Origin of the sequence: Duganella sp. LjRoot269 (genome assembly GCF_964254095.1) — a bacterium.
Lineage (GTDB): Bacteria > Pseudomonadota > Gammaproteobacteria > Burkholderiales > Burkholderiaceae_D > Rugamonas > Rugamonas hordei.
In genome coordinates, this window is sequence record NZ_CAXUSL020000001.1 from 5,308,471 (window position 1) to 5,329,161 (window position 20,691).

The window sequence follows — 20,691 nt, forward strand, 5'->3', positions numbered from 1 at the left end:
CGTGACACGGCGGCGTCTCGTGTTAACATGCCGAGCAAAATAACTACCGTCCCTCATACATGAAGGTGAACAGCGTGACCGCCTTTTCAAATTCCACACCGATCTACCGCCAGCTGGCCGACATGCTGCGGATGCAAATTGAATCCGGCCATATCGCCCCCAACGACGCCATTCCGGCCGAACGCGATCTGGCCGCCACGCACGAGGTGAGCCGCGACACTGTCCGCAAGGCCATCAAACTACTGGAAGAACAGGGAGTGCTGTACAGCGACCACGGTCGTGGCACGTTTGCCGCACCCGCCGCGGTGCGCAAGATGTCACGCTTCCTGGACAGCTTTACCGAGGACACCATCAAACGCGGCGGCGTACCTGGACAAAAGATCCTGGTGATGGAGGAGATCATCGCCAGCATGGCCATCGCCAGCCTGCTCAACATCGACAGCGAGACGCCCATCCTGCACCTGAAGCGGCTGCGGCTGATGGATGGCGCGCCTATCGGCATCCAGGATTCCTACGTCCGTCTGCCGCCTGGGGAACAGCTGGCGCGCAAAGACCTGGAGCGGGCCGGCTCGCTGTATCGCCTGCTGGTGGACAAGTTCGGCATCGAGCCGTCGGAGAGCCTTGAAAGCATAGGCGCTATTCCCGCCGGCGCCGAAGAGGTCCAGCTGCTGGGCATCACGGCCGGCACGCCCATTCTGGTATGCGAACGCATCATGCTGTCGAGCCGGCGCGAGCCGGTCGAATACTGCGAGATGAAATATCTTCCGTCCTACCGCTACAAGACCCGCATCAGCAAGTGGAGCATCGGCCAGCCGGCATGACCACTCAACCGGCTACGGCGCCGATCAGGCGCTCCAGCCGGTCGGTATCGTCGCAAAACTGGCGTATGCCTTCGGCCAGTTTGGCGCTGGCCATGGCGTCGCCGTCGAGCATGCGGCGGAACGACTCCTCGTCCACCGGCACACGCTCGATCGCTTCCGCGTCCAAAGCAGCGCGATCGAGCCTGCGCGCCAGCGGCGCCTTCGACTCCCCCAACTGCCCCAGCAACTCGGGACTGACGGTCAGCAGGTCGCAACCGGCCAGCGCGGCAATCTGCGCCGTGCTGCGGAAGCTTGCCGCCATCACTTCGGTGCGGTGGCCATGCCTGGCGTAGTAATCGAAGATGCGCCTTACCGACAGCACGCCCGGGTCGTCGTCGGCGGCATAGGTCAAGCCGGTATGCTGCCGATACCAATCGCTGATGCGGCCGACAAACGGAGATATCAGCCGGACGCCGGCCTCGGCGCAGGCGGCCGCCTGCGCCAGCCCGAACACCAGCGTCATATTGCAGTGTATGCCGTCGCGTTCGAGCACTTCGGCGGCGCGTATGCCCTCCCAGGTGGCGGCGATTTTTATCAGCACCCGGTCGCGCGCGATGCCCGCCGCCTCATAGCGGGCAATCAAGGCCCTGCCCTTTTCCACAGTGCCGGCGCTGTCGAACGCCATGCGCGCATCGACTTCGGTCGATACCCGCCCCGGGACGATGCGCAGGATCTCCACCCCGAACGCCACCAGCAGATGATCGGCCAGATCCGAGCAGGCCAGGCCCTGGTTGGCTTCCACAACCCGCTCGAGCAGGGGGCGGTAGGCCGGCGCCTGCGCGGCCTTCAGTATCAGCGATGGATTGGTGGTCGCATCGCGCGGCGCGTAGGTCCGCATCGCCAGGAAGTCGCCGGTATCGGCGACAACAACGCTGTATTGTTTGAGCTGGTCCAACTGGTTCATGAAGCTATTCCTTCCGGTGTTCGACAAATGAGGTGGTCACGATCGGGCCACATATGGCCGGCGAAGAACACCGCCACTTCGGCGCGGAAGCGCGCCTTGACCTCGGCAGGCAGGAAGGCGGCATCGAAGCTGTTGCAGGCCAGCTGATAGGCGTGACTGGCATCGAGCGGCAGTTCCTCGAAGGCGGCAGCGAAGTTGTCCTCGATATAGCCGCCGAAATATGCCGGATCGTCCGAGTTCAGCGTCACGGCCAGGTCGGCGTCCAGCATCCGGCGCAGGTTATGCGAGGCCATGCCGGGAAATACGCGCAACTTGATGTTCGACAGCGGACAAACCGTCAGCGGTATGCGCTGCGCCGCCAGATGTCGCACCAGCGCCGCATCTTCCAGGCAGCGCACACCGTGGTCGATGCGCTCGACCCTCAGTACGTCGAGCGCGCTCCAGATATAGGCCGGAGGCCCCTCCTCGCCCGCATGCGCGACCAGCCTCAGTCCCAGTTCCCGGCAGCGCGCAAAGACCCGCGCGAATTTTTCCGGTGGATGGCCGCGCTCCGAGGAATCCAGGCCGACACCGATGATGCGTCGCCGGTGCGGCATGGCCAGCTCCAGCGTGGCAAACGCATCATCCTCGCTCAGGTGCCGCAGGAAGCACATGATCAGCGCACTGCTCATGCCCCATGCCGCTTCCGCGTCGTCCTGCGCGCGGCCGATGCCTTCCACCACGGTAGCGAAAGCCACGCCGCGCGCGGTATGCGTCTGCGGATCGAAAAACATCTCGGCATGCAGCACGTTGCCGGCCCGCGCGCGCAGCAGATAGGCCCAGGTCATGTCGTAGAAGTCCTGCTCCGTCAGCAGCACGCTGGCACCCGCATAGTAAATATCGAGGAAGGATTGCAGGTCGTCGAAGGCATAGGCCTGGCGTACCGCCTCGACCGAGTCCCACGCCAAAGCGATGCCATTGCGCGCAGCCAGCGCAAACATCAATTCAGGCTCCAGCGTCCCCTCCAGGTGAAGATGCAGTTCGGCCTTGGGCATGCGCCTGGCCAGTTCGGGCAATGTGGTCATCATCGCTATGTCCTTTCGTCGGGGTCAGAAGCGCCGGCTGAGTTGGAGGCCGACGATGCGCGGATTGCTGTCGTTGACGAAGCCGGTCAGGTTGTTGAAGTCGATGCCGCCGATCAGCTGGACGCGGTTGGTGATGTTGCGGCCGAACAGCGCCACCTCGTAGCGGTCGTTGTCCCACTTGTAGCCGACGCGCAGGCCGCCGGTCAGCAAGGGCTTGCCGACGAACTCCTTCGAGCGGTACAACGTGAAATTGACGTCGCTGCGGTACACCCAATCGGTATAGGCAAACAGCTCGCCGTTGCGGTACGGGCGGCTGTAGCGCAGCGTGACATTGCCGGTCCAGCGCGGCGCCTGCGGCAGCGGATTGCCGTCTATGCGCACCAGCCTCGAACCGCCCACGACCACCGTCGGATTGAGTATGGTGCAGGCGGCGCAGGCGCCGACGGTCAGATTGGGATCGTCGATGCGGGTAAAGTTATAGCTGCCGCCGAACGTCAGCAGTAGGTCGTCGGCGAGATAGGCTTCCAGATCCAGTTCGACGCCGCGCCCCTTGCTTTTCTGCGCGTTCAGCAGGATCGCCGAATTCGACGAGCCACCCACCGCCGTCAGCTGCAGGCCCTTGACCGTGTAGTCGTAGACGTCCACCGCCACCCTCGCCCGGCGTTGCAGCAGGTCCGACTTGAAGCCGACTTCATACGAGGTGATGGTTTCCGGCTGCGCCACCGACATCGGATTGAACGTCGCCGCCGGCTGGATGGTGGCGCCGCGGAAGCCGGTGGCGACGCGCGCATACAGGTTGGCGTCCTCATTGAGCTTGTAGACGCCGCTGGCATCCCAGTTGACCTTGGAGACGCTGGTGCCGGTGGCCAGGCCGGCGGATGCGTCGACGTCGCTGCCTCCGTCAGGCTTGTCCGCGCGCTCGGTGTAGAGCTCTTTCTTGTCGTGCGTGTAGCGCAGGCCCGCGCGCAGGTTGACGCGCTCGTTCACATCGTAGTTCAACGAGCCGAATGCGGCATAGGCGTCGTTCTTTTGATGCGAGCGGACATCGGCGGTCAGCACGCCGTGGTTCAGCGAGTCGTAGCTGTAGCTGTCGATCCGGTAGCGCTCATCGAAATAAAACAGGCCGGCCTGCCACCGCAGTCCATCCTTCAGGTTCGATTCCAGCCGCAGCTCCTGCGTCAGCTGATGATGACCCGAGGTGCCGTCGGCCGATTCGACCGGAAAGGGTATCAAGCCCGGTCCGGACGGCGGCGCGAACGCGGCGCCCACGCCGCCGTCGATGTCGCCGCGGCTGAACACCCGCACGGTTTCATAACCGGTGATCGAATGCAGCGTCACACCGCCCAGGCGCCATTGCAGGCGCAGGTTGCCGCCGTAGTTTTCCAGGTGCTGCCCATTGTCGCCGTCGGTGGCGGCGCTGGCCACGTCGAAGCCGGGCACCAGCGCGTCGCTGCCCTTCTGGATGATATTGGCGCGGAATACCGAGGCGCTGCCGTTCAGCGTCCGTCCGTGCAGGTTGGCCAACGCGCTGAAATTGGCGTCGGGCTTGTAGGACAGCTGGAAGCGCGCGGCGTTGTCGTTGTAGCCGCCGTAGGCCTTGGCGTCGCCGGTATGAGGATTGCCGATCCAGTTGTCGCGGTGCTCGCCCAGCACCGAGATGCGCGCCGCCAGCCCGTCGCCCATCGGTACATTCAGCGCCGCTTCCAGATTGGCGGTGTTATAGGTGGCATCCAATATCGTCACATAGCCGCCCGGTGTGGACGAGGGCTGGACCGAATTGAACTTGACCACGCCGGCCGGCGTGTTGCGGCCGAACAGCGACCCTTGCGGACCGCGCAGCACTTCGATGCGTTCCAGGTCGAACGCCGGGAAACCCTTCAGCACCGGGCTTTCTAGCACGACGTCGTCGTAGACCAGCGATACCGGCTGCGACGCATTCTGATGGAAATCGACGTTGCCGTAGCCGCGGATGTAGAAGCGCGGATAGGAGCGGCCGAACGACGACTCCACGTTCAGGCTGGGCACGCGGCCCGCCAGCATCTGCATGTCCAGGTTGCCGGAATTCAGCGCAGCCAGCGCCTCGTCCGAGACGATGGATGCCGACACCGGCACGTTCTTGATATTTTCCTGACGCCGCTCGGCGCTCACCGTCACCGTCTGCAACTGCGCCGGCGTCGGCGCAGTTGCCGGCACCGCATCCTGCGCCAGGACCAGGCCGGACGGCGCCAGCGCCGCCACGGCCCCGCATATACCCCACGCTTGCCTCAAGATCGTCATGCCCACCCCCCCCTCGTTGTCGTTTGATTGATCGAAATAGCCACCCAACAAAAACTATATAATGGTACGTACCAATTATCAATAAATTTATTTTATATTGTATTTTTTGAGTAAATTTCTTGATTTTTGAATTTTTGCAAATACAATGGTACGTACCATAAAAAACAAAAGGCAATCATGACAGCACTTTTCACGGCACCATCCTTTGTCACCTTCACCGGTATCGACGACAGCACCCTGCTGCCGGGCATGCTGGCGCTGTCGGCGCGCTATCCGGTCGAATGGGGCGTGTTGCTGGATGCGGCGCAAGAAGGAGCGCCGCTGTTTCCGCTTCCGGCGGTACGCAGGGCCCTGCAAGGCGCGCCGCTGCGCCTGTCGGCGCACGTGTGCGGCGCGGCGGCCAGGGCCATCGTGGAAGGTGGCGATCCCGGCCTCGACCTGAGCGGCTACGCCCGCATACAGATCAACCACAGCCGCTCCGGCAGCAGCGACAGCGAGATCCGCAACAGCCAGTTGTACGCGGCCCGCAACGGCGTGCGCGCGGCGCTGCAGTGCCAGGGGGGGTTTCCCGTGGATGCACGCGTCGACTGGCTTTACGACGTCTCGTTCGGCACCGGTCAGCGGCCCGAGGTATGGCCCGCCATCGGCGCACGGCAGGCGTTTTGCGGCTATTCGGGAGGATTGAATCCGGACAACGTGGCCGCCGTGCTGGCGCACTTGCCGCTCGACGCCGACACCGCTTACTGGATAGACATGGAGTCCGGCGTGCGCACGGGAAACCGGTTCGACCTCGCAAAATGCGAGGCGGTGTGCCGCATCGTCTTCGGCTCTGCCGAATCGTGACATCCCAGCAGCGGAAACAAGTGTATAAAGACACTATTGCTTTCGCGAAGGAGATCGCCATGTCGTCACAGCCGCTCAACTGCACCTGCTTCATTATCCCGTCGAAAATGTTGCGCAAGCTGGCCGAATCTGCGGCCGTGACGCCTGCCGAACGTCAGTTGCTGCTGGATCAGTGCGAAATATCGGCCCACCTGCGCGGCCAGCGCTCGGTGACGCCGGTCGCGATGGGTATCGCCTCCGCCGGCGAGAAGCGCCGCACCGTCTACGACGCCAGGCACAAGTCCACGCTGCCCGGCAAGCTGGTGCGCGGCGAAGGCGCGGCGGCCGTGGCCGACGTCGCCGTCAACCAGGCTTATGACGGCGCCGGCGCCACCTACGACTTCTACCGCGAAGTACTGAAGCGCAACTCCATCGACAACAAGGGCTTGCGCATCGATTCCACCGTGCATTACCAGAACAAGTTCAACAACGCCTTCTGGAACGGCCAGCAGATGGTCTACGGCGACGGCGACGGCAAGCTGTTCCTCGGCTTCACCGGCGCCATCGACGTTATCGGCCACGAGCTGACGCACGGCGTCACCCAGTACGCGGTGCCGGGCGGCCTGGTCTACGAAAACCAGAGCGGCGCGCTGAACGAGTCGATCTCCGACGTGTTCGGCAGCGTGGTCAAGCAGTGGGCGCTGAAACAGAGCGTCGAACAGGCCGACTGGCTGATCGGCGCCGGCCTGATGGCTCCCGGCGTCGGCAAGGCGCTGCGCTCGATGGCTGATCCGGGCAACCGGGAACTAACCTGGTCCGGCGACGATCAACCCAAGACCATGGCGGGATATGTGGAAGGCGGCGACGTCCACACCAACTCGGGCATACCCAACCACGCGTTTTACGCGGCGGCCGTCGCGCTCAAGGGCAACTCCTGGGACAAGGCGGCGCCGATCTGGTACAAGGCGCTGGGATTGCTAACGTCGAACGCCACGTTTGCCGACATGGCCAAGGCCACCACCCAGGCCGCCACGTTGCTGTACGGCGCCGATTCGGCCGAGCAGCACGCGATACAGGCCGCATGGAAAGTGGTGGGCGTCGTTTAAGGAGAATGAGATGCTGTTGAAGTTACGATGTACCGGCGGATTTACCGGCCCCGCCGGCGCGCAGACGCGCACGCTGGACCTGGCCCGGCTGCCGAAAGACCAGGCGGCCGAGCTGCAAAACCTGATCCATGCGACGGATTTTTTCGCGCTGCCGCCTACGCTGACCAAGTCGGCGCCGAAGTCCTGGGATTTTCAATACGACCTGGAAGTCTGCGAAGACGGCAAGCAGCCGCACTGCGTGCGCTATCACCTGGACGAAGCGCCGGCGCCGCTGAAGGAGCTGACGGAAAAGATCAACGAAACCGATCCGGACTAGGCTATCTTCAATTCCGGATAACCGGTGCGCGGGTCCAGCTCGCGCGTGAAGCGCTGGCCGGGCAGCAGCGCCAGCAGCAGCTCCGCCGTGGTGCGCACAACGCAGCCTGCGCAGACGTGGCCGCCCAGCACCCGCCCCTGCGCATCCGACACCGACATGTGCAGATGCGCGCCGTCGGCCGAGATCGATCCGGCCAGGGTCAGGATTTCCAGGTCGCCGCGCAATTCGTCGGGCTGCGGCACGCCCGCATAGCGCAGCTGCGCCACGTTCAGGCTGCCGATTCCCTGCAGCACGAAGCCGGCCTCGTGGCCGCTGGCCAGCAAGGCCGCCACCACCGAGGCGCGCAGGTCGTCGCCGGGATTGAGCCGCAGCGCCAGCGTTTGCATCACGCCACCATGCGCGCGAATTCGCCCTGGTCGACCAGCTTCTGCAGGTCGGTGGCGCCGCCGATCAGTGTGCCTTTTACAAAGATCATCGGGAAGGTCGGCCAGCCGGTCCACATTTTCAGCGCGATGCGCGGACGCCATTCGGTGAAGTAGTTGCCGTAGTCGAGGTAAGCGTAAGGCGTGCCCAAGCAGTCGAGGATTTTGCGGGCCTTGCGCGGAAACGGATTGAGTCCCATGCCGACCACGACGACGGTGTTGGCCGCCACGGCCGCCTGCACTTCCGCCACCAGGTCGCGGTGGTAGCCGCTGACATAGTCGCGTACGGCCGGGTGGATATGTGTTTCGTCGAGGATGTTACGGCTCATCGGGGTATCCCTGTGGTCAAAAACCATAGGTTAGCCGCAACCGGCGCGACGGCAAAGCCTTTTCCGCGCCGGCCGCCGGGATTACAGCTCCAGCTTGGAGATCTTGGTGCCTTCGAGATTCAGGTTGGCCATCAGGCCGGCGTTGGTCAGCACCAGCGCCTGCACCGGATTGTTGGCGGTGGTGGTGTCGATCTCGCCGTTGGCACCCACTTTCAGCAGCGCCACCGAGCCGTCGACGCCGGCGGTCCAGCCTTTGCTGTTGCGGAATTTATCCAGCGCATCCTTGGTCATGAACAACAGCACCACGGCCTTCGACTGCGCGCCGGCCTGGAAGCCGACCGACACCGACGCCACGCTGTAGTAATCCACCGTCTGGCTGCCGCTATGCAGCACGCCCTTGCCGTACTCGCCGCCCACCACCAGGCCGGCCGCCAGCACGCGCGGGAACACCAGCACGCCGTTGGCCTTGCGCACCAGCTCGCGCGAACCCTTCACTTCCGAATACAGCCGCTCCAGCGTGCTGTGGGCGCCCTGCTCGATCTCCGTGCGGACCGCCGCGGAATCGGCCTTGCCGGACGTGGTGGTGGTGGTGCAGGCGCCGAGGCCCAGGCCAAGCGCCAGGGCGATCGTGGAACGAAGCAGGAAAGTACGTTTTTGCATGGCAGTCTCCAAAATGTGCCGCAGTTGCGGCGTGGCAAACTATTAATTGATTATAAACTCGAGTCGCCCTTCCTCAGCGCACGCCTGACTGCTCTGCCCGGCTTGTTCGAACGCCGAGCACAGGCGATTGCCCTGCGGATCTTCCAGCCTCGGGTGCACGCGCAACAGATAAGTACCGGGACGCCAGGCCGGCGCCGGCGTAAAGCGCCACTCGCGCTCGCCGGACAGCAGCCGCGCCGCACCGGCCACGCGCCGGCCATCCGGTCCCTGCAGCGCGATCAGCGGCGCCGCATCGCCATCGAGCGCGGTGGGAAACGCGACCCGCAGCGGCTGCCTGCTACCCCGTTTGACAGCATGCACCGTCCAGCGCTGGGGATCGATGAGCTGCCGCAAAGGTGGCGCCACACGCCACTGTTTTTCCACCACCCGGCCCAGTTGCGCGTCGGCTATGCGCAGGCGCACGGCCTGGCCGGCGTGCAGCGCCGTCCCCAGCGCCAGGTTCGGGCCGACGCCGGTCTTGATGCGTCCGGGATGCAGCAGCAGCGCCACCGCCCTGCCGTCCGGGTCGGCCAGCGGCAGGTCGAGGAAGGCGCCGTCGATGGGGACGCCGGCGCTGTCGAGCAGGACCACGCGCCGCATGTCCAGCGGCGCGGACAACGGCGTGTCGAGATGCAGCTCGATGCGCAGCAGGTTTTCCGCCACTTCCGGCCCCGACGGCGTGACCAGCACGCCGGCCGCCACCAGTCCCGGCAGCAGCAGCGCCAGCATCCCGGCGCTAGCGCGCCAGCTCAGGATAGCCCTCCAGGCCGCGCGCATATTTGTGGAAATCGCGGAACTTGTCGCCGTCCGGATATTTGTAGTCGGGGAAGTCGTATTCGTTGACGAAGTCGCTCAAGCGCAGATAGGCACCCTTGGGGATAGAGACCAGCTGCATATTGCCGCTCGCATCCTCGCGCCGCAGCGCCAGCAGCAACCCGGCGTTCAGGTTATCGATGCGCATCACCGGCGCCAGCGGCGTCATCATCCCTTTCACGCCGAGATAAGGCTTGGCCGGCCAGTCGATCGGCGTGGTCACGCCGGGCGCGCCGGCGGCAGCGCCCAGGTCGGACGCCGTCATCAGGTCGGCCGAGCGGCTGGAATTGGCCAGCAGCGCATACTCGACGTCGCCCTGCCTGAAGGTGACCAGGCCGTTCGGCGCGCTGCCCCAGCCCATCTCCCCCACCGTCTTGGCGACGATGTGGGCGCCGTCCTTCAAGTCCTTGAGCGGGATGATCACCAGCGGCGTGCAGGTGTAGGCGGCCAGCAGCGACGGCTCGCCTGCGATGGTCATCACCGCCATGCTGCGGATCGGCGCCCGCGTCTCGATCTCGTTGTGCACCGGATGGTACATCTCGATGGTGGTGGCCTGGGCCTTGCCGCTGAACGGGTAGTCGTACACCCGCAGGGTCGAGGCGAAGCTGCGGTTGGACAGGCCAGCCACGTAGAGCTTGTTCTGGTGGAAGCGCATGTCCGTGACGGTCAGCGTTTGCGCCGGCAGGTCGCGCCAGAAGGCCAGGTCGGCCGAGGGCGCGTCGGTGATCGCGGCCGAGCTGGCGCTACTGACCGCCTTGGCCAGGTCGAGCCGCGCCACCTTGCCGCTAGCATCGATGCTGACGATGGCCGGCGACGACTTGCCCTTGGCGCCGCGCACCGTCAGCGCGACAAAGGCCAGCTCGCTGTCGGGCTGCACCACCAGGTCCTCGAAGCGCAGCGCCGACGGCGCCACGCAGAGCGCCTTGGCGATCGGCGCCTGCACGTCCATCAGGTTGAAGGTCTTGCCGGCCGCCTTGGCCGGCGCCGCGACCGGCAGCGCGTAGATGCGCGCACCCTTCCAGTCGGCCACGAACAGGGTGCCGGCGTCGCCGAAGGCGAGCTTGGTGGCGGACTGCATGGCGGCAGGCGCCGCATGGCCGGCGGCCGCCACGCAGCCCGCCAGCAGCACGGCCGCCGCACGGGTCGCTATCGGGCGCCGGATGAACCGCGATACGAAAAGAAAAACGGGAGTGCGAGCCAGCTGCTGCATGTGAGCCTCCGATGGTGGTCGCCGAAAATCAGCTTGACCAGCCTAGCACCCGCTCCGCTCAGCGTCCATCCGCCTTAGGGAGGGCCGCACAACGCTCAACGGCCGCCGAACGCCAGCCGTTTGCCTTCGCGCAGCATGCCGGCGAAGTCGGCCGCCGGTATCGGCTGGCTGAACAGATAGCCTTGCAGCTGGTCGCAACCGAGCTCGCGCAGGAAGCTCATCTGCTCGGCCGTCTCCACGCCCTCGGCCACGATTTCCTGGCGCAGCTGCTGCGCCATGGTGACGATGGCGCGCGCGATCGCGCAATCGTTTTCTTCGTAAGGCAAGCCGATGACGAAGGAACGGTCGATCTTCAGCGTGCTGATCGGGAACTTCTTCAGATAAGCCAGGCTTGAATAGCCGGTGCCGAAGTCGTCCAGCGCCAGCGCCATCCCCATCGCCACCAGCTCGTTCATGATGGCGATCACATTGTCGGTGCCGCGCACCAGCAGGCTCTCGGTGATTTCCAGGTTGATCTGGTCCGGCTGCACGCCGTGCCGCTCCAGCACCGCCGCGATGCGCTTGGGCAGCTGGCTGTCGAACTGCCGCGCCGACAGGTTGACGGCGATGGGCGGCATGATCAGGTTGGCGTCCTTCCACTCGCGCACCTGGCGGCAGGCTTCCTCCAGCACCCAGGTGCCCAGGTCGAGTATCAGCCCGGTTTCCTCCGCCACCGGGATGAACACGCCCGGCGACACCAGCCCGCGCACCGGATGGCGCCAGCGCAGCAGCGCCTCGGCGCCGACGATGCGGCCGCTGCGCAGGCTGACCTTGGGCTGGTAGTACAGCATCAGCTCGTTGTTGAGCAACGCCTGCCGCAGCTCGCTCTCGATGCGCAGGTGCTCCTTGGCGCGCTGGTTCATTTCCTCGCTGTAGAACAGGAAGCCGGACTCGATGTTCTGCGCGGCCTTGCTCATCGCCACGTCGGAGTAGCGTATCAGGGTCGGCACGTCGGTGCCGTCTTCGGTGTACACGGTGATGCCGATGTGCGCGCCCACCTGCAGGCTGTGCGAGGCCAGCACGATCGGCTGCGCCAGCGCGGCCAGCAGCTTTTGCGCGACGATGGCGGCGTGCTCGCGCTTCTCGATATGCAGCAGCGCCACGGCGAACTTGTGGCCGTCGAGCCGCGCCAGCACGTCGGCCTCGCGCAGCGACAGGCGGAACAGGCGGCCGATCTCGCACAGCAGGTCGTTGCCGATATCGTGGCCCAGCGTGTCGCTGATGGCGCCGATGCGGGTGATGTCGATGACCAGCAGCGCGCCGTGTTCCTTCGAGCGCTTGGTCTCGGTCAGCGCCTGGCTGACCAGCTGGTTCAGCAGGCACAGGTTGGGCAGGCCGGTCAGCGAGTCGTAGTTGGCCATGCGCTGCATGCGCGCCTCGGCGTCCTTGTGCACGCTGATGTCGGAAAACAGCGAGAAGGTATGGCTGATCTTGCCCTGCTCGTCGCGCACCACGCTGATGGTCACCGACTGCGGGAACAGCTCGCCGTTCTTGCGCTTGCCGATGATCTCGCCGCGCCACGGACCCTCGCCCTGCATCGCCGAGCGCACCTTGGCGCGGAACTCGGCGTCGTGCACGCCGGAGCGCAGCAGGTCGGGCGTCTTGCCTATCGATTCTTCCGGCGTGTAGCCGGTGATGCGGGTGAACGAGGAATTGATCGAGACGATGCGTTCATGCGCGTCGGTGATCAGCACGCCCTGGTCGCTGTCTTCGATGATGCGGGCGTGCAGGTGGATCTTGTCCGCATCGGACAGCGCCTCGTCCACCTGCGCCAGCCGCACCAGCATGCCGACCGGATCGCCGGCCTCGTCGTGGCGCAGCGTGATGTGCAGCTGGACCCAGATGATTTCGCCGCTCTTCTTGCGGCGCCGCACTTCGGTGTGGGCGCCGCCGTATCCACCTTCCTTGCCCTCGTCCTCGAAAAACAGTTCGGCGATATTGCCGTCGTCGTCGTCCTCGGCGTACAGGAACAGGATGTGCTGGCCCAGCGCCTCGGCGGCCGCGTAGCCGAACATCTGCTGCGCGCCAAGGCTCCATGCGGTCAGGTAGCCGGTCAGGTCCAGTTCCAACACGGCGTCGCCGGCGTCGGCATCCGGCTCGGCCAGCCCGCGCGCCTCGGCCAGCGCGGCGTCCAGCGCGGCCAGCGTGCGTGTCAGCGCCTCGCCCGATTCGCTGCGGGCTTGCTGGCTCAGTGCGAGGCAACGCTCGATCGCGTCACGCATGGGCGGATCCCGTCTTGCCGGCCGCCACGCCCTGCATCCACAGGTAGGAGTCGGCAAGTATCTGGTTGAAGCTGTCGGGCTCGATCTGCAGCGCCTGCAGGCATTCGGTCAGGCAGGCGGCGTCGCCGCGTTCGGCAGCCTCCACCACGCACAGCAGCTGGCCCAGTTCGCCGTCGCGCGTCAGCAGCGCCTGCTGCACCGCCTCGCTGATGGTCAGCGGCTGCAGCACCTCGGCCAGCGGGATGCCGAACAACACGCCCAGCAGCGAGAACATGCCGGTCATGAAAGCCTGCTCCTGATGCGATTTGTCCTGCCCGGCCGCCTTGGCCAGCAGCTCCATGGCGCGCGCCCGCACCGACACCCGCGCCAGCAGCATGGCCGAGCGCTGGTCCGCTTCGCGCGACGAGAACAGCATCAGGTTGAGCCAGCGCCGCAGCTGCGAACGCCCGAGTATCAGGATGGCCTGCGAAAAACTGGTGACGCGGCGGCCGGTGCCCATGCCCAGCGAATTAACCAGCCGCAGCAGGTGGTAGGACAGCGTCGGATCCTGGCGCAGCAGCGCTTCGATTTCGTGGGTGTCGGCGTCGGCCGAGACCAGTTGCACCAGCTTCATCGCCAGCGCGCGCGAGGCGGCCTGGTTGCCGACCGGCTTGGGCGGGGGCGCCAGGAACCAGTCGCCCTCGACCCAGGCGACCGCCGCCGGCAGGTCGGCGCTCCAGGCGCTGTCGACGCGTTGGATCTTGTCGGCGGCCAGCGGTTTCCAGCCGGCCTCGTCAAGCACCTGGTGGACGGCGTCGGCCTGGCCGGCACGGTAGTAGCAGCCCATGCTGCCGCCCGCCAGCTCCCGCAGGGCGGCCAGCGGCACCGCTTCCGGCTGCTCCAGGCCTGCGACATCGAACAGCAGCGCCGCCGGAGTACCGTGACGGTCGGCCAGGGGATGCAAGAACACAGGTGGCATGGCGGTCGAGGCGGTCATGATATTGTTCCAGCGAAAGCAATCTGCGATCCCGCTATGGTACTCCGAAATTATTGGCATTTGCCAACATTATGCCGCGTAAGCCCGCAATTCAAGCGCCGGATTCGTGTTCTGTATCAAACGGATAGCTGGTGATGGGGCAAATGCCCCACCAGCCGCTCGAACAGGCCGGGCCGGGCCATGCGGTCTATCCACCACTTCAGCGCGGCGCCGTTTTCGCCGCTGCGCCACGCCAGGTAGAAGGTTTCCGCCGGTTTCGGCTCGTCCACCTGCTTTTCCACCAGCAAGCCGGCGGCGATGGCGGCGCGGGCGCAGGGCTCGGGCAGGAAGCCGAAGCCCATGCCGGCCAGCTGGTACTGGAACTTGGTTCGCATGTCGGGCACGGTCAGCGTGTCCTGGCCCAGCAGCAGGCCGACGGTGCGCGGCGCCATCTGTCGCGCCGAATCGGCCACGCTGACGGCGCGGTATTGCTGCAGCTGGACGCGGTCGAGGCTGCCTTCGACGGCGGCCAGCGGGTGCCCGGGCGCCACCGCGAACACGAAACCGATCTTGCCGATGGCCTGGGACACGTAGCCGCCGCCGGCCGGACCGTCGCCGGCCACGCCGACCAGCAGATCGGCGCGCCGGTCCAGCAGCGCCTCCCAGGTGCCGGACAGCGCCTCCTGCACGATGCGCAACCGGGTCTGCTGGGCGACGTCGTAGAAGGCCTTGATATCGTCGTGGAACATGCAGGCCGAGAACATCGAATCCATGCCGACCGCCAACTCGGTCTCCCAGCCGGAGGCCACGCGGCGCACCCTGTGTTCCAGGTCCTGCGCCGCCTTCAGCAGGTAGCGCCCCTCTTTCAGCAGCTCGACGCCGGCCGGCGTCAGCACGACGCGCGGGCCGTTGCGCTCGAACACCTGCACGCCGAGGTCGTCCTCCAGCTTGCTGACGGTGTAGGAAATCGTCGACGGCACGCGGTGCAACTCCTTGCCGGCCGCCGAGAACGATCCGCGGCGGTCGATCGCATCGACAATCTGCAGCGCTTCCAGGCTCAGTCTTAGCATTCGATTTTTTCGATAGTAAAAGGGTAAATTTTCCGTTTTTTCATTCCGAATCACAGGCGTACACTGTGATTCATGGATGCGAAATTATCGCACATTAACAAACTAGAAACGGAGCCCCATCATGTTGCAAATTCGTAAAAGTGAAGCACGCGGCGTCGCCAACCACGGCTGGCTGCAGTCGCGCCACACCTTCTCGTTCGGCAGCTATCACGATCCGGAACATGTCGGCTTCGGTCCGCTGCTGGTGATCAACGAAGACCAGGTGCAGGCCGGCCAGGGCTTCGGCACCCACGGCCACCGCGACATGGAAATCATCTCCTACGTGCTGAGCGGCGCGCTGGAGCACAAGGACAGCATGGGCACCGGCTCGGTGCTGCACTACGGCGACGTCCAGCGCATGAGCGCCGGCAACGGCGTGCGTCACAGCGAGTTTAACCATTCGCGCAGCGAGCAAGTGCATTTCCTGCAAATCTGGATCCAGCCCAACGTGACCGGCATTCCTCCGAGCTACGAGGAAAAGAACTTCACGCCTGAGAGCAAACTGGGCCAGTTGCGCCTGATCGCCTCCAGCGACGGCCGCGAAGGCTCGGTGCTGATCCACCAGGATGCGGCGATCTACGCCACCATCATGACCGCGGGCGACAGCCTGAAGCATGAGCTGGCCGCCGGGCGCAATGCGTATGTCCACGTGATCCGTGGCGAGGTCAGCGTCAACGGCGTGGCGCTGCAAGGCGGCGATGCGCTGAAGATCACCGCGGAGACGCTGGTGACCTTGCAGGACGCCAAAGCGGCCGAAGTGCTGGTGTTTGACTTGCCAAACTGAGGTTCCGTCCCAAGCTAGAGGCTGGCCTAAAATAAATTTCCGCCAGTTTTGGTATCATGAAGGGCGCGCCGGGTCTGTTCGAACAGCCCGGCGCGCCTTTTTTACCTTGAATTTCAATACACTGAAGAGCATAGCTATGTCGCAGAGCGCAGAAACCCCGGCAAAAGACGAACTGGATTACATGACTTCCTGCGCCCTGCCGACCCCTTGGGCGCAGTTCCAGTTGCACGCTTTTGTCGAAAAGGCAACCGGCAAGGAACATCTGGCCATGGTGCTGGGCAATATCGGCGACGGCGAGCCGGTGCTGGCGCGCGTCCATTCGGAGTGCCTGACCGGCGACGTGCTGTTCTCGCAGCGCTGCGACTGCGGCGCCCAGCTCGAAGGCGCGCTGAAGAAGATCGCCGCCGAAGGCCGCGGCGTGCTGCTGTATCTGCGCCAGGAAGGCCGCGGCATCGGCCTGATCAACAAGATCCGCGCCTACCGCCTGCAGGAAGCCGGCGCCGACACGGTGCAGGCCAATGAACAGCTGGGCTTCAAGCCGGACCAGCGCACCTACGGCCTGGTCCAGCCGATGCTGGCCCAGTTCGGCGTAAAAAGCCTGCGCCTGATGACCAATAATCCGCGTAAGATCGATGCCATGACCAAACTGGGCATCGAGGTGGCCGAGCGGGTGCCGCTGCTGGTCAACCGCAATGCCTTCAACCAGCATTACCTGAACACCAAGGCCGCCAAGCTGGGCCACATGATGACGCCGCTGACGCCGGCTCCAGTGGAGGACGGCGCGCTGTAAGCGTTAAACACAAGGACTGCATGAAATTCACCGCGTTTGCGACTTCAGTTGCTACTTCAATTGTCCTGAGCGGGGCCTGCGCCGGCGCCTTGGCAGCCTCGACCGCCAATAATCCCCCCGCGCCACCCGCAGCGGCCGCCCCGGTTGCCGCCCGGCCCGCAGCCTCCGCCAGCGCCGGCAGCGCCGACGCCAATGCCGACACCGCCCCGCTGCCGCCGCCATCGAGCGCGGCGCAACACCTGTACGGCTCCGCCAAGAACGACATCCTGCAAGTGCGCTCGCTGCTGAAAAGCGGTCGCACGCAGTCGTCGGTCGGCTCCGGCTTCCTGATCGGCACCAGCAACCTGGTGGTGACCAACTACCACGTGGTGTCGCAGTTCGCGCTCGATCCCGACACCTACGTCGGCGAATGGGTGGACACCGGCGGCCAGCGCGGCAATGTGGAGCTGCTGGCGGTCGACGTGTTGCATGACCTGGCGGTGCTGCGGGTCAGCCGCAACGGCACCGGCTTCTTCAAGATTCCCGAGCAGCTGGCCAAGCTGACGCAGGGCCAGTACCTGTACTCGCTGGGCAATCCGCTGGACCTGGGCTTCGCCATTTCCGAAGGCGCCTACAACGGCGTGATCGCGCGCAGCTTCTACGACCAGCTGATGTTCACCGGCCCGATCAACTCCGGCATGAGCGGCGGCCCCAGCGTGACGGTCGACGGCGCGGTGGCCGGTGTCAATGTCTCCAAGCGCCTCGACGGTGAGCTGGTCAGCTTCCTGGTGCCGGCGCGGTATGCGCAGGCACTGCTCAAGCGCGTCGAGGACCAGAAAAAACCGCCGACCGATTTCACCGGCGTGGTGGCCGCGCAGCTGCTGACGCACCAGCGCGCGATGGTCGATCAGCTGCTGGCCAGCCCGCTGACCCTGAAGCCCATGGGGCCGTACCAGGTGCCGGTGCGCGAGTCCGAGCAGATGCGCTGCTGGGGCCGCTCCACGGTCAAGGCCGACAAGCCGTTCACGGTGGACGACGCCAGCTGCGCGATGGAGTCGGCGATCTTCGTCAGCGGCTCGCTGCAGACCGGGCAGCTCAGCATCCGTCACCAGTACCTGCGCAGCACCAGCCTGGACAAGGCGCGCTTCGCGCAACTGGCCAGCTCGTCGTTCAAGAACGAACATTTCGGCAACAACAAGGACACGCGCCTGACCGGCCCGCAGTGCACCGAGGATTTCGTCAAGAGCAAGAACCTGCCGCTGCGCGCCGTGCTGTGCGTGCGTGCCTACCGCAAGTTCGCCGGCCTGTACGATTTCGCGCTGCTGACCGCCACCACCGACCAGGGCTTGATGAGCCTGCAAAGCCGGCTCGACGCGCGCGGCGTGTCGTATGAAAACGGCCTGCGGCTGTCGCGGGTGTTCCTCGATTCGCTGTCGCTGGCGCCGAAGAAAACCGCGGCCGCGGCCAAGCCGGCCAAGGGAGGCGCGCAATGAAAGCCCCCTACTTCATCGAGATCCTGGCCCGCAACGGCGACGTGCTGCACCGTCACAAGATAGCCGGGCTGCCGATCCGCCTGGGCCGCAGCTACGACAACGACGTCATCCTTGACGACCACCACAGCGCCGCCAGCCACGCCATCGTCGACGCCGACGAGCAAGGCCAGCTGGTGCTGCGCGACCTCGGCAGCAAGAACGGCACCTACCTCAAGGGCAAGCGCCAGACCAGCGTGGTGCTGGGCGGCGACAGCGTGGTGCGCCTCGGCCACACGCGCCTGCGGGTGCGCGCGGCCGACTTCCCCGTCCCCGCCGAAGTGGCGGACACCACCATGCACGGCTGGGAAGGCGCGGTGCCGGCCACCATCGGCCTGGTGCTGATCGCCGTGTTCTCCTGCATGGAAACGTGGCTGTCCGACGTCGAGCCGTTCGCGCTGATCCGCTACCTGCTGGTGCTGGCCTCCAGCCTGGCGGCCGGCTTGCTGTGGAGCGGCGTGTGGGCGCTGGCCAACCGGCTGTTCGGCAGCCACGCACGCATGGGACGGCATTTGTTCATCCTCGGCTGCGGCCTGGCGGTGGTGGGCATCTGGCGCGCCGGCAGCATCATCATGGCCTACGCCTGGTCGGCCGAAGTGCTGACGCGCTACGGCAACCTGGCCACGCTGGCCATCGTCTGCGGCATGCTGTTCTTCCACCTGATCACCATCAAGCCGCACCATCCGCGCCGCTTCGCCGTGACCGGCCTGGTGATGCTGCTGGCCGGCGCAGGCCTGATGCTGATGGCCAACCTGCAAGGCACGGGCCGCGCTTCGGACGAACTGTACATGTCGGTGCTGCTGCCGCCGGAAGTGCGGCGCAGCGAAGACCGCAGCATCGACCAGTTCATGGCCGACGCCGCCAAGCTGAAGTCCGGCGCCGACGCCGCCCGCGCCCGCGCGGTCAAGGACGGCACGCCGGAGATTGACGACGACGACGACGGTTCCGACTGAATCGGCAGGCGTTAAAAAACCCCCATCAGCCAGAAAGCGCTCAAGCTCGCGCTCCGGCTGATGGGGGTTTTTTATATGCGGGAAGACTGCTTACGCAGCTTTCTTGGCCTTGCGGCGGGTCATGAAGCCGACCATGCCCAGGCCGGCCAGCAGCATGGCGTAGGTTTCAGGCTCAGGTACCGCTGCGGTCAGCGAGACGTTGTCCAGCACAGCGCCGGAATAGTTGTCGCCGCCAACGCTGCTGAAGGTCAGCAGTTGCGAGCCGGCTACGCTGCCGGTGGTGAAGTTGAAGCTGTAGTTGGTGGTGAGGCTGGTGCCTTCGTAGCTGTGATGGCCGCCGTTCACAAACACGTCCAGGCCCGCGCCATGCGAGTTTGGATTGCGGTTCAGGTCGAACGACAGCGTGTAGGTGGTGTTTGCGGCAAAGCTGAACGATTGCGACAGCGAACCTGGACCCGGAGTGCCCAGCATGTCGATGCTGTTGCCGCTGATCGAGTTGTAGCTGTTGTTGATGATGTCGACCGAATTGCCGCCGACGGCCCAGTCGGCGATCGTGCCCTGACCAGCGCCGACCACCAGGTAGTCGTAGGCGTGGAAGTTGCTGACGGTTTCAAAGTCGCCGTTGAGGATGATGTTTCCGGAAGCCGAAGCGGCGCCAGACGCGAACATTGCCGCAATGGTTGCTGCCTGGATCAGTTTGGTCATTTTCATGGGTGTGCTTTCGGAAAAAAGGAGACAACGGCGCATCAATAACGCCATTCTACCTATCAATTCCTAAAACACAACATAAATTTCACTATGAACATGTATTGTGTCGGAGTGACAACAACCCTACATAGGCCAGCCGCGCAACACCTGGTCCACCACTTCCTGCAATTGCTTGCGGCTGGCACCCGCCGCCGCCTGCACCGCCATGCCGTTGGATACCGTCATCACATAGCGCGCCATCTGGCCGGAGCAACTGTCGGCGGGCAGGTCGCCCTCGGCCTTGGCGCGTTCGAAGCGGTCGCGCAGACGCGCCTCATTGACGGCGCGGCGTTCAATCAAAGAATTGCGGATCGGCAGCGCATCGTCGCTGCAGGCTAACGCGCCGTTGATCACCAGGCAGCCATGTGGATTTTCGGACTCGGTCTGCGCGTCGGCATTGCCGCGCAGGAAATGCTCGACCACCGCGCGCGCCGTCGGCCGCTCCAGCGCCGCGTTGAACAGCGGATCGTGGGTGGCGCTGTAGCGCTCCAGCGCCATGCGGAACAGGTTTTCCTTGTTGCCGAAGACGGCGTACAGGCTGGGCCGGTTCATGCCCATCGCCTCGGTCAGTTCCGGCAGCGAGGAACCCTCGTAACCCTTCTCCCAGAACACCTTCATGGCCTTGTCCAGCGCCGTGTCGGCGTCGAAAGTACGTGGACGGCCGGTCTTGCGTGCGGATTCTTTCATACCGATCGGTTAAAAATTCGTTGACATAGTTCGTTCATGCGGTCATTATGAACCGATCAGTAAAAAACTCAAGTG

General features: G+C 65.0%; 21 protein-coding genes. 8 read left to right on the plus strand and 13 right to left on the minus strand.

Annotated elements, in window-relative coordinates:
• Positions 1–74 precede the first annotated feature (74 nt).
• Complete coding sequence (locus ACSQ3S_RS23735) at positions 75–821, plus strand: GntR family transcriptional regulator (protein WP_413447973.1); 747 nt, start codon at positions 75–77, stop codon at positions 819–821.
• Positions 822–825: 4 nt separating this feature from the next.
• Here the strand turns inward: ACSQ3S_RS23735 and tal are convergent, their stop codons facing one another.
• Genes tal through ACSQ3S_RS23750 form a run of 3 tightly spaced genes read right to left on the minus strand, consistent with a single transcriptional unit; the run spans position 826 to position 5,105 of the window.
• Positions 826–1,764: a transaldolase gene (gene tal / locus ACSQ3S_RS23740; RefSeq protein ID WP_436143977.1), complete on the minus strand. Its 939-nt coding sequence runs from the start codon at positions 1,762–1,764 to the stop codon at positions 826–828.
• Complete coding sequence (locus ACSQ3S_RS23745) at positions 1,761–2,831, minus strand: adenosine deaminase (protein WP_436143978.1); 1,071 nt, start codon at positions 2,829–2,831, stop codon at positions 1,761–1,763. The genes tal and ACSQ3S_RS23745 overlap by 4 nt, the downstream gene beginning before the upstream one ends.
• Positions 2,832–2,852: 21 nt before the next feature.
• Complete coding sequence (locus tag ACSQ3S_RS23750; protein WP_436143979.1) at positions 2,853–5,105, minus strand: TonB-dependent receptor; 2,253 nt, start codon at positions 5,103–5,105, stop codon at positions 2,853–2,855.
• A 177-nt stretch (positions 5,106–5,282) separates the two neighbouring features.
• Here ACSQ3S_RS23750 and ACSQ3S_RS23755 point away from each other — a divergent pair, with 177 nt between their 5' ends.
• From ACSQ3S_RS23755 to ACSQ3S_RS23765, 3 genes are read left to right on the plus strand one after another with little or no spacing between them, the layout of a single operon-like run.
• Complete coding sequence (locus tag ACSQ3S_RS23755; RefSeq protein WP_436143980.1) at positions 5,283–5,948, plus strand: hypothetical protein; 666 nt, start codon at positions 5,283–5,285, stop codon at positions 5,946–5,948.
• A gap of 59 nt (positions 5,949–6,007) precedes the next feature.
• Positions 6,008–7,033: a M4 family metallopeptidase gene (locus ACSQ3S_RS23760; RefSeq protein ID WP_176651779.1), complete on the plus strand. Its 1,026-nt coding sequence runs from the start codon at positions 6,008–6,010 to the stop codon at positions 7,031–7,033.
• 10 nt (positions 7,034–7,043) lie between these two features.
• The gene (locus ACSQ3S_RS23765; RefSeq protein ID WP_436143981.1) at positions 7,044–7,349 is read left to right on the plus strand and encodes a protealysin inhibitor emfourin; all 306 of its coding nucleotides are present in this window, start codon (positions 7,044–7,046) and stop codon (positions 7,347–7,349) included.
• Here ACSQ3S_RS23765 and ACSQ3S_RS23770 read toward each other — a convergent pair.
• The 8 genes from ACSQ3S_RS23770 to ACSQ3S_RS23805 all read right to left on the minus strand — a co-directional run bounded on the left by ACSQ3S_RS23770 (position 7,346) and on the right by ACSQ3S_RS23805 (position 15,108).
• Complete coding sequence (locus ACSQ3S_RS23770) at positions 7,346–7,735, minus strand: PPC domain-containing DNA-binding protein (protein WP_436145071.1); 390 nt, start codon at positions 7,733–7,735, stop codon at positions 7,346–7,348. The genes ACSQ3S_RS23765 and ACSQ3S_RS23770 overlap by 4 nt on opposite strands.
• Positions 7,735–8,100 (minus strand): glutaredoxin, encoded by a 366-nt coding sequence (locus tag ACSQ3S_RS23775; protein ID WP_436143982.1) that lies wholly within the window; start codon positions 8,098–8,100, stop codon positions 7,735–7,737. Before ACSQ3S_RS23775 ends, ACSQ3S_RS23770 begins: the two co-directional genes overlap by 1 nt.
• A gap of 81 nt (positions 8,101–8,181) precedes the next feature.
• Positions 8,182–8,760 (minus strand): BPSL1445 family SYLF domain-containing lipoprotein, encoded by a 579-nt coding sequence (locus ACSQ3S_RS23780; RefSeq protein ID WP_176651782.1) that lies wholly within the window; start codon positions 8,758–8,760, stop codon positions 8,182–8,184.
• A 42-nt stretch (positions 8,761–8,802) separates the two neighbouring features.
• On the minus strand, positions 8,803–9,528 hold the full coding sequence (locus ACSQ3S_RS23785; protein WP_436143983.1) for a hypothetical protein: 726 nt from the start codon (positions 9,526–9,528) through the stop codon (positions 8,803–8,805).
• 7 nt (positions 9,529–9,535) lie between these two features.
• The gene (locus ACSQ3S_RS23790) at positions 9,536–10,822 is read right to left on the minus strand and encodes a hypothetical protein (protein WP_436143984.1); all 1,287 of its coding nucleotides are present in this window, start codon (positions 10,820–10,822) and stop codon (positions 9,536–9,538) included.
• 95 nt (positions 10,823–10,917) lie between these two features.
• Complete coding sequence (locus ACSQ3S_RS23795) at positions 10,918–13,083, minus strand: putative bifunctional diguanylate cyclase/phosphodiesterase (protein WP_436143985.1); 2,166 nt, start codon at positions 13,081–13,083, stop codon at positions 10,918–10,920.
• Positions 13,076–14,059, minus strand: coding sequence for an EAL and HDOD domain-containing protein (locus ACSQ3S_RS23800; protein ID WP_436143986.1), 984 nt, complete (start codon positions 14,057–14,059; stop codon positions 13,076–13,078). The genes ACSQ3S_RS23795 and ACSQ3S_RS23800 overlap by 8 nt, the downstream gene beginning before the upstream one ends.
• 116 nt (positions 14,060–14,175) lie before the next feature.
• Positions 14,176–15,108 (minus strand): LysR family transcriptional regulator, encoded by a 933-nt coding sequence (locus tag ACSQ3S_RS23805; RefSeq protein WP_353402931.1) that lies wholly within the window; start codon positions 15,106–15,108, stop codon positions 14,176–14,178.
• A 121-nt stretch (positions 15,109–15,229) separates the two neighbouring features.
• Between ACSQ3S_RS23805 and ACSQ3S_RS23810 the strand changes: the two genes are divergently transcribed.
• From ACSQ3S_RS23810 to ACSQ3S_RS23825, 4 genes are all read left to right on the plus strand, one after another.
• Complete coding sequence (locus tag ACSQ3S_RS23810; RefSeq protein WP_176651787.1) at positions 15,230–15,931, plus strand: pirin family protein; 702 nt, start codon at positions 15,230–15,232, stop codon at positions 15,929–15,931.
• Between the two features lie 136 nt (positions 15,932–16,067).
• Entirely contained in the window at positions 16,068–16,721 is a 654-nt protein-coding gene (gene ribA / locus ACSQ3S_RS23815) for a GTP cyclohydrolase II (RefSeq protein ID WP_176651788.1), read from the plus strand.
• A 20-nt stretch (positions 16,722–16,741) separates the two neighbouring features.
• Positions 16,742–18,193: a S1 family peptidase gene (locus tag ACSQ3S_RS23820; RefSeq protein ID WP_436143987.1), complete on the plus strand. Its 1,452-nt coding sequence runs from the start codon at positions 16,742–16,744 to the stop codon at positions 18,191–18,193.
• Positions 18,190–19,182, plus strand: a complete 993-nt coding sequence (locus ACSQ3S_RS23825; protein ID WP_176651790.1) for an FHA domain-containing protein — start codon at positions 18,190–18,192, stop codon at positions 19,180–19,182. Before ACSQ3S_RS23820 ends, ACSQ3S_RS23825 begins: the two co-directional genes overlap by 4 nt.
• Positions 19,183–19,272: 90 nt before the next feature.
• Here ACSQ3S_RS23825 and ACSQ3S_RS23830 read toward each other — a convergent pair whose 3' ends face one another.
• On the minus strand, positions 19,273–19,893 hold the full coding sequence (locus ACSQ3S_RS23830) for an FxDxF family PEP-CTERM protein (RefSeq protein WP_436143988.1): 621 nt from the start codon (positions 19,891–19,893) through the stop codon (positions 19,273–19,275).
• 120 nt (positions 19,894–20,013) lie between these two features.
• On the minus strand, positions 20,014–20,616 hold the full coding sequence (locus ACSQ3S_RS23835) for a TetR/AcrR family transcriptional regulator (RefSeq protein ID WP_353402927.1): 603 nt from the start codon (positions 20,614–20,616) through the stop codon (positions 20,014–20,016).
• Positions 20,617–20,691: the final 75 nt, after the last annotated feature.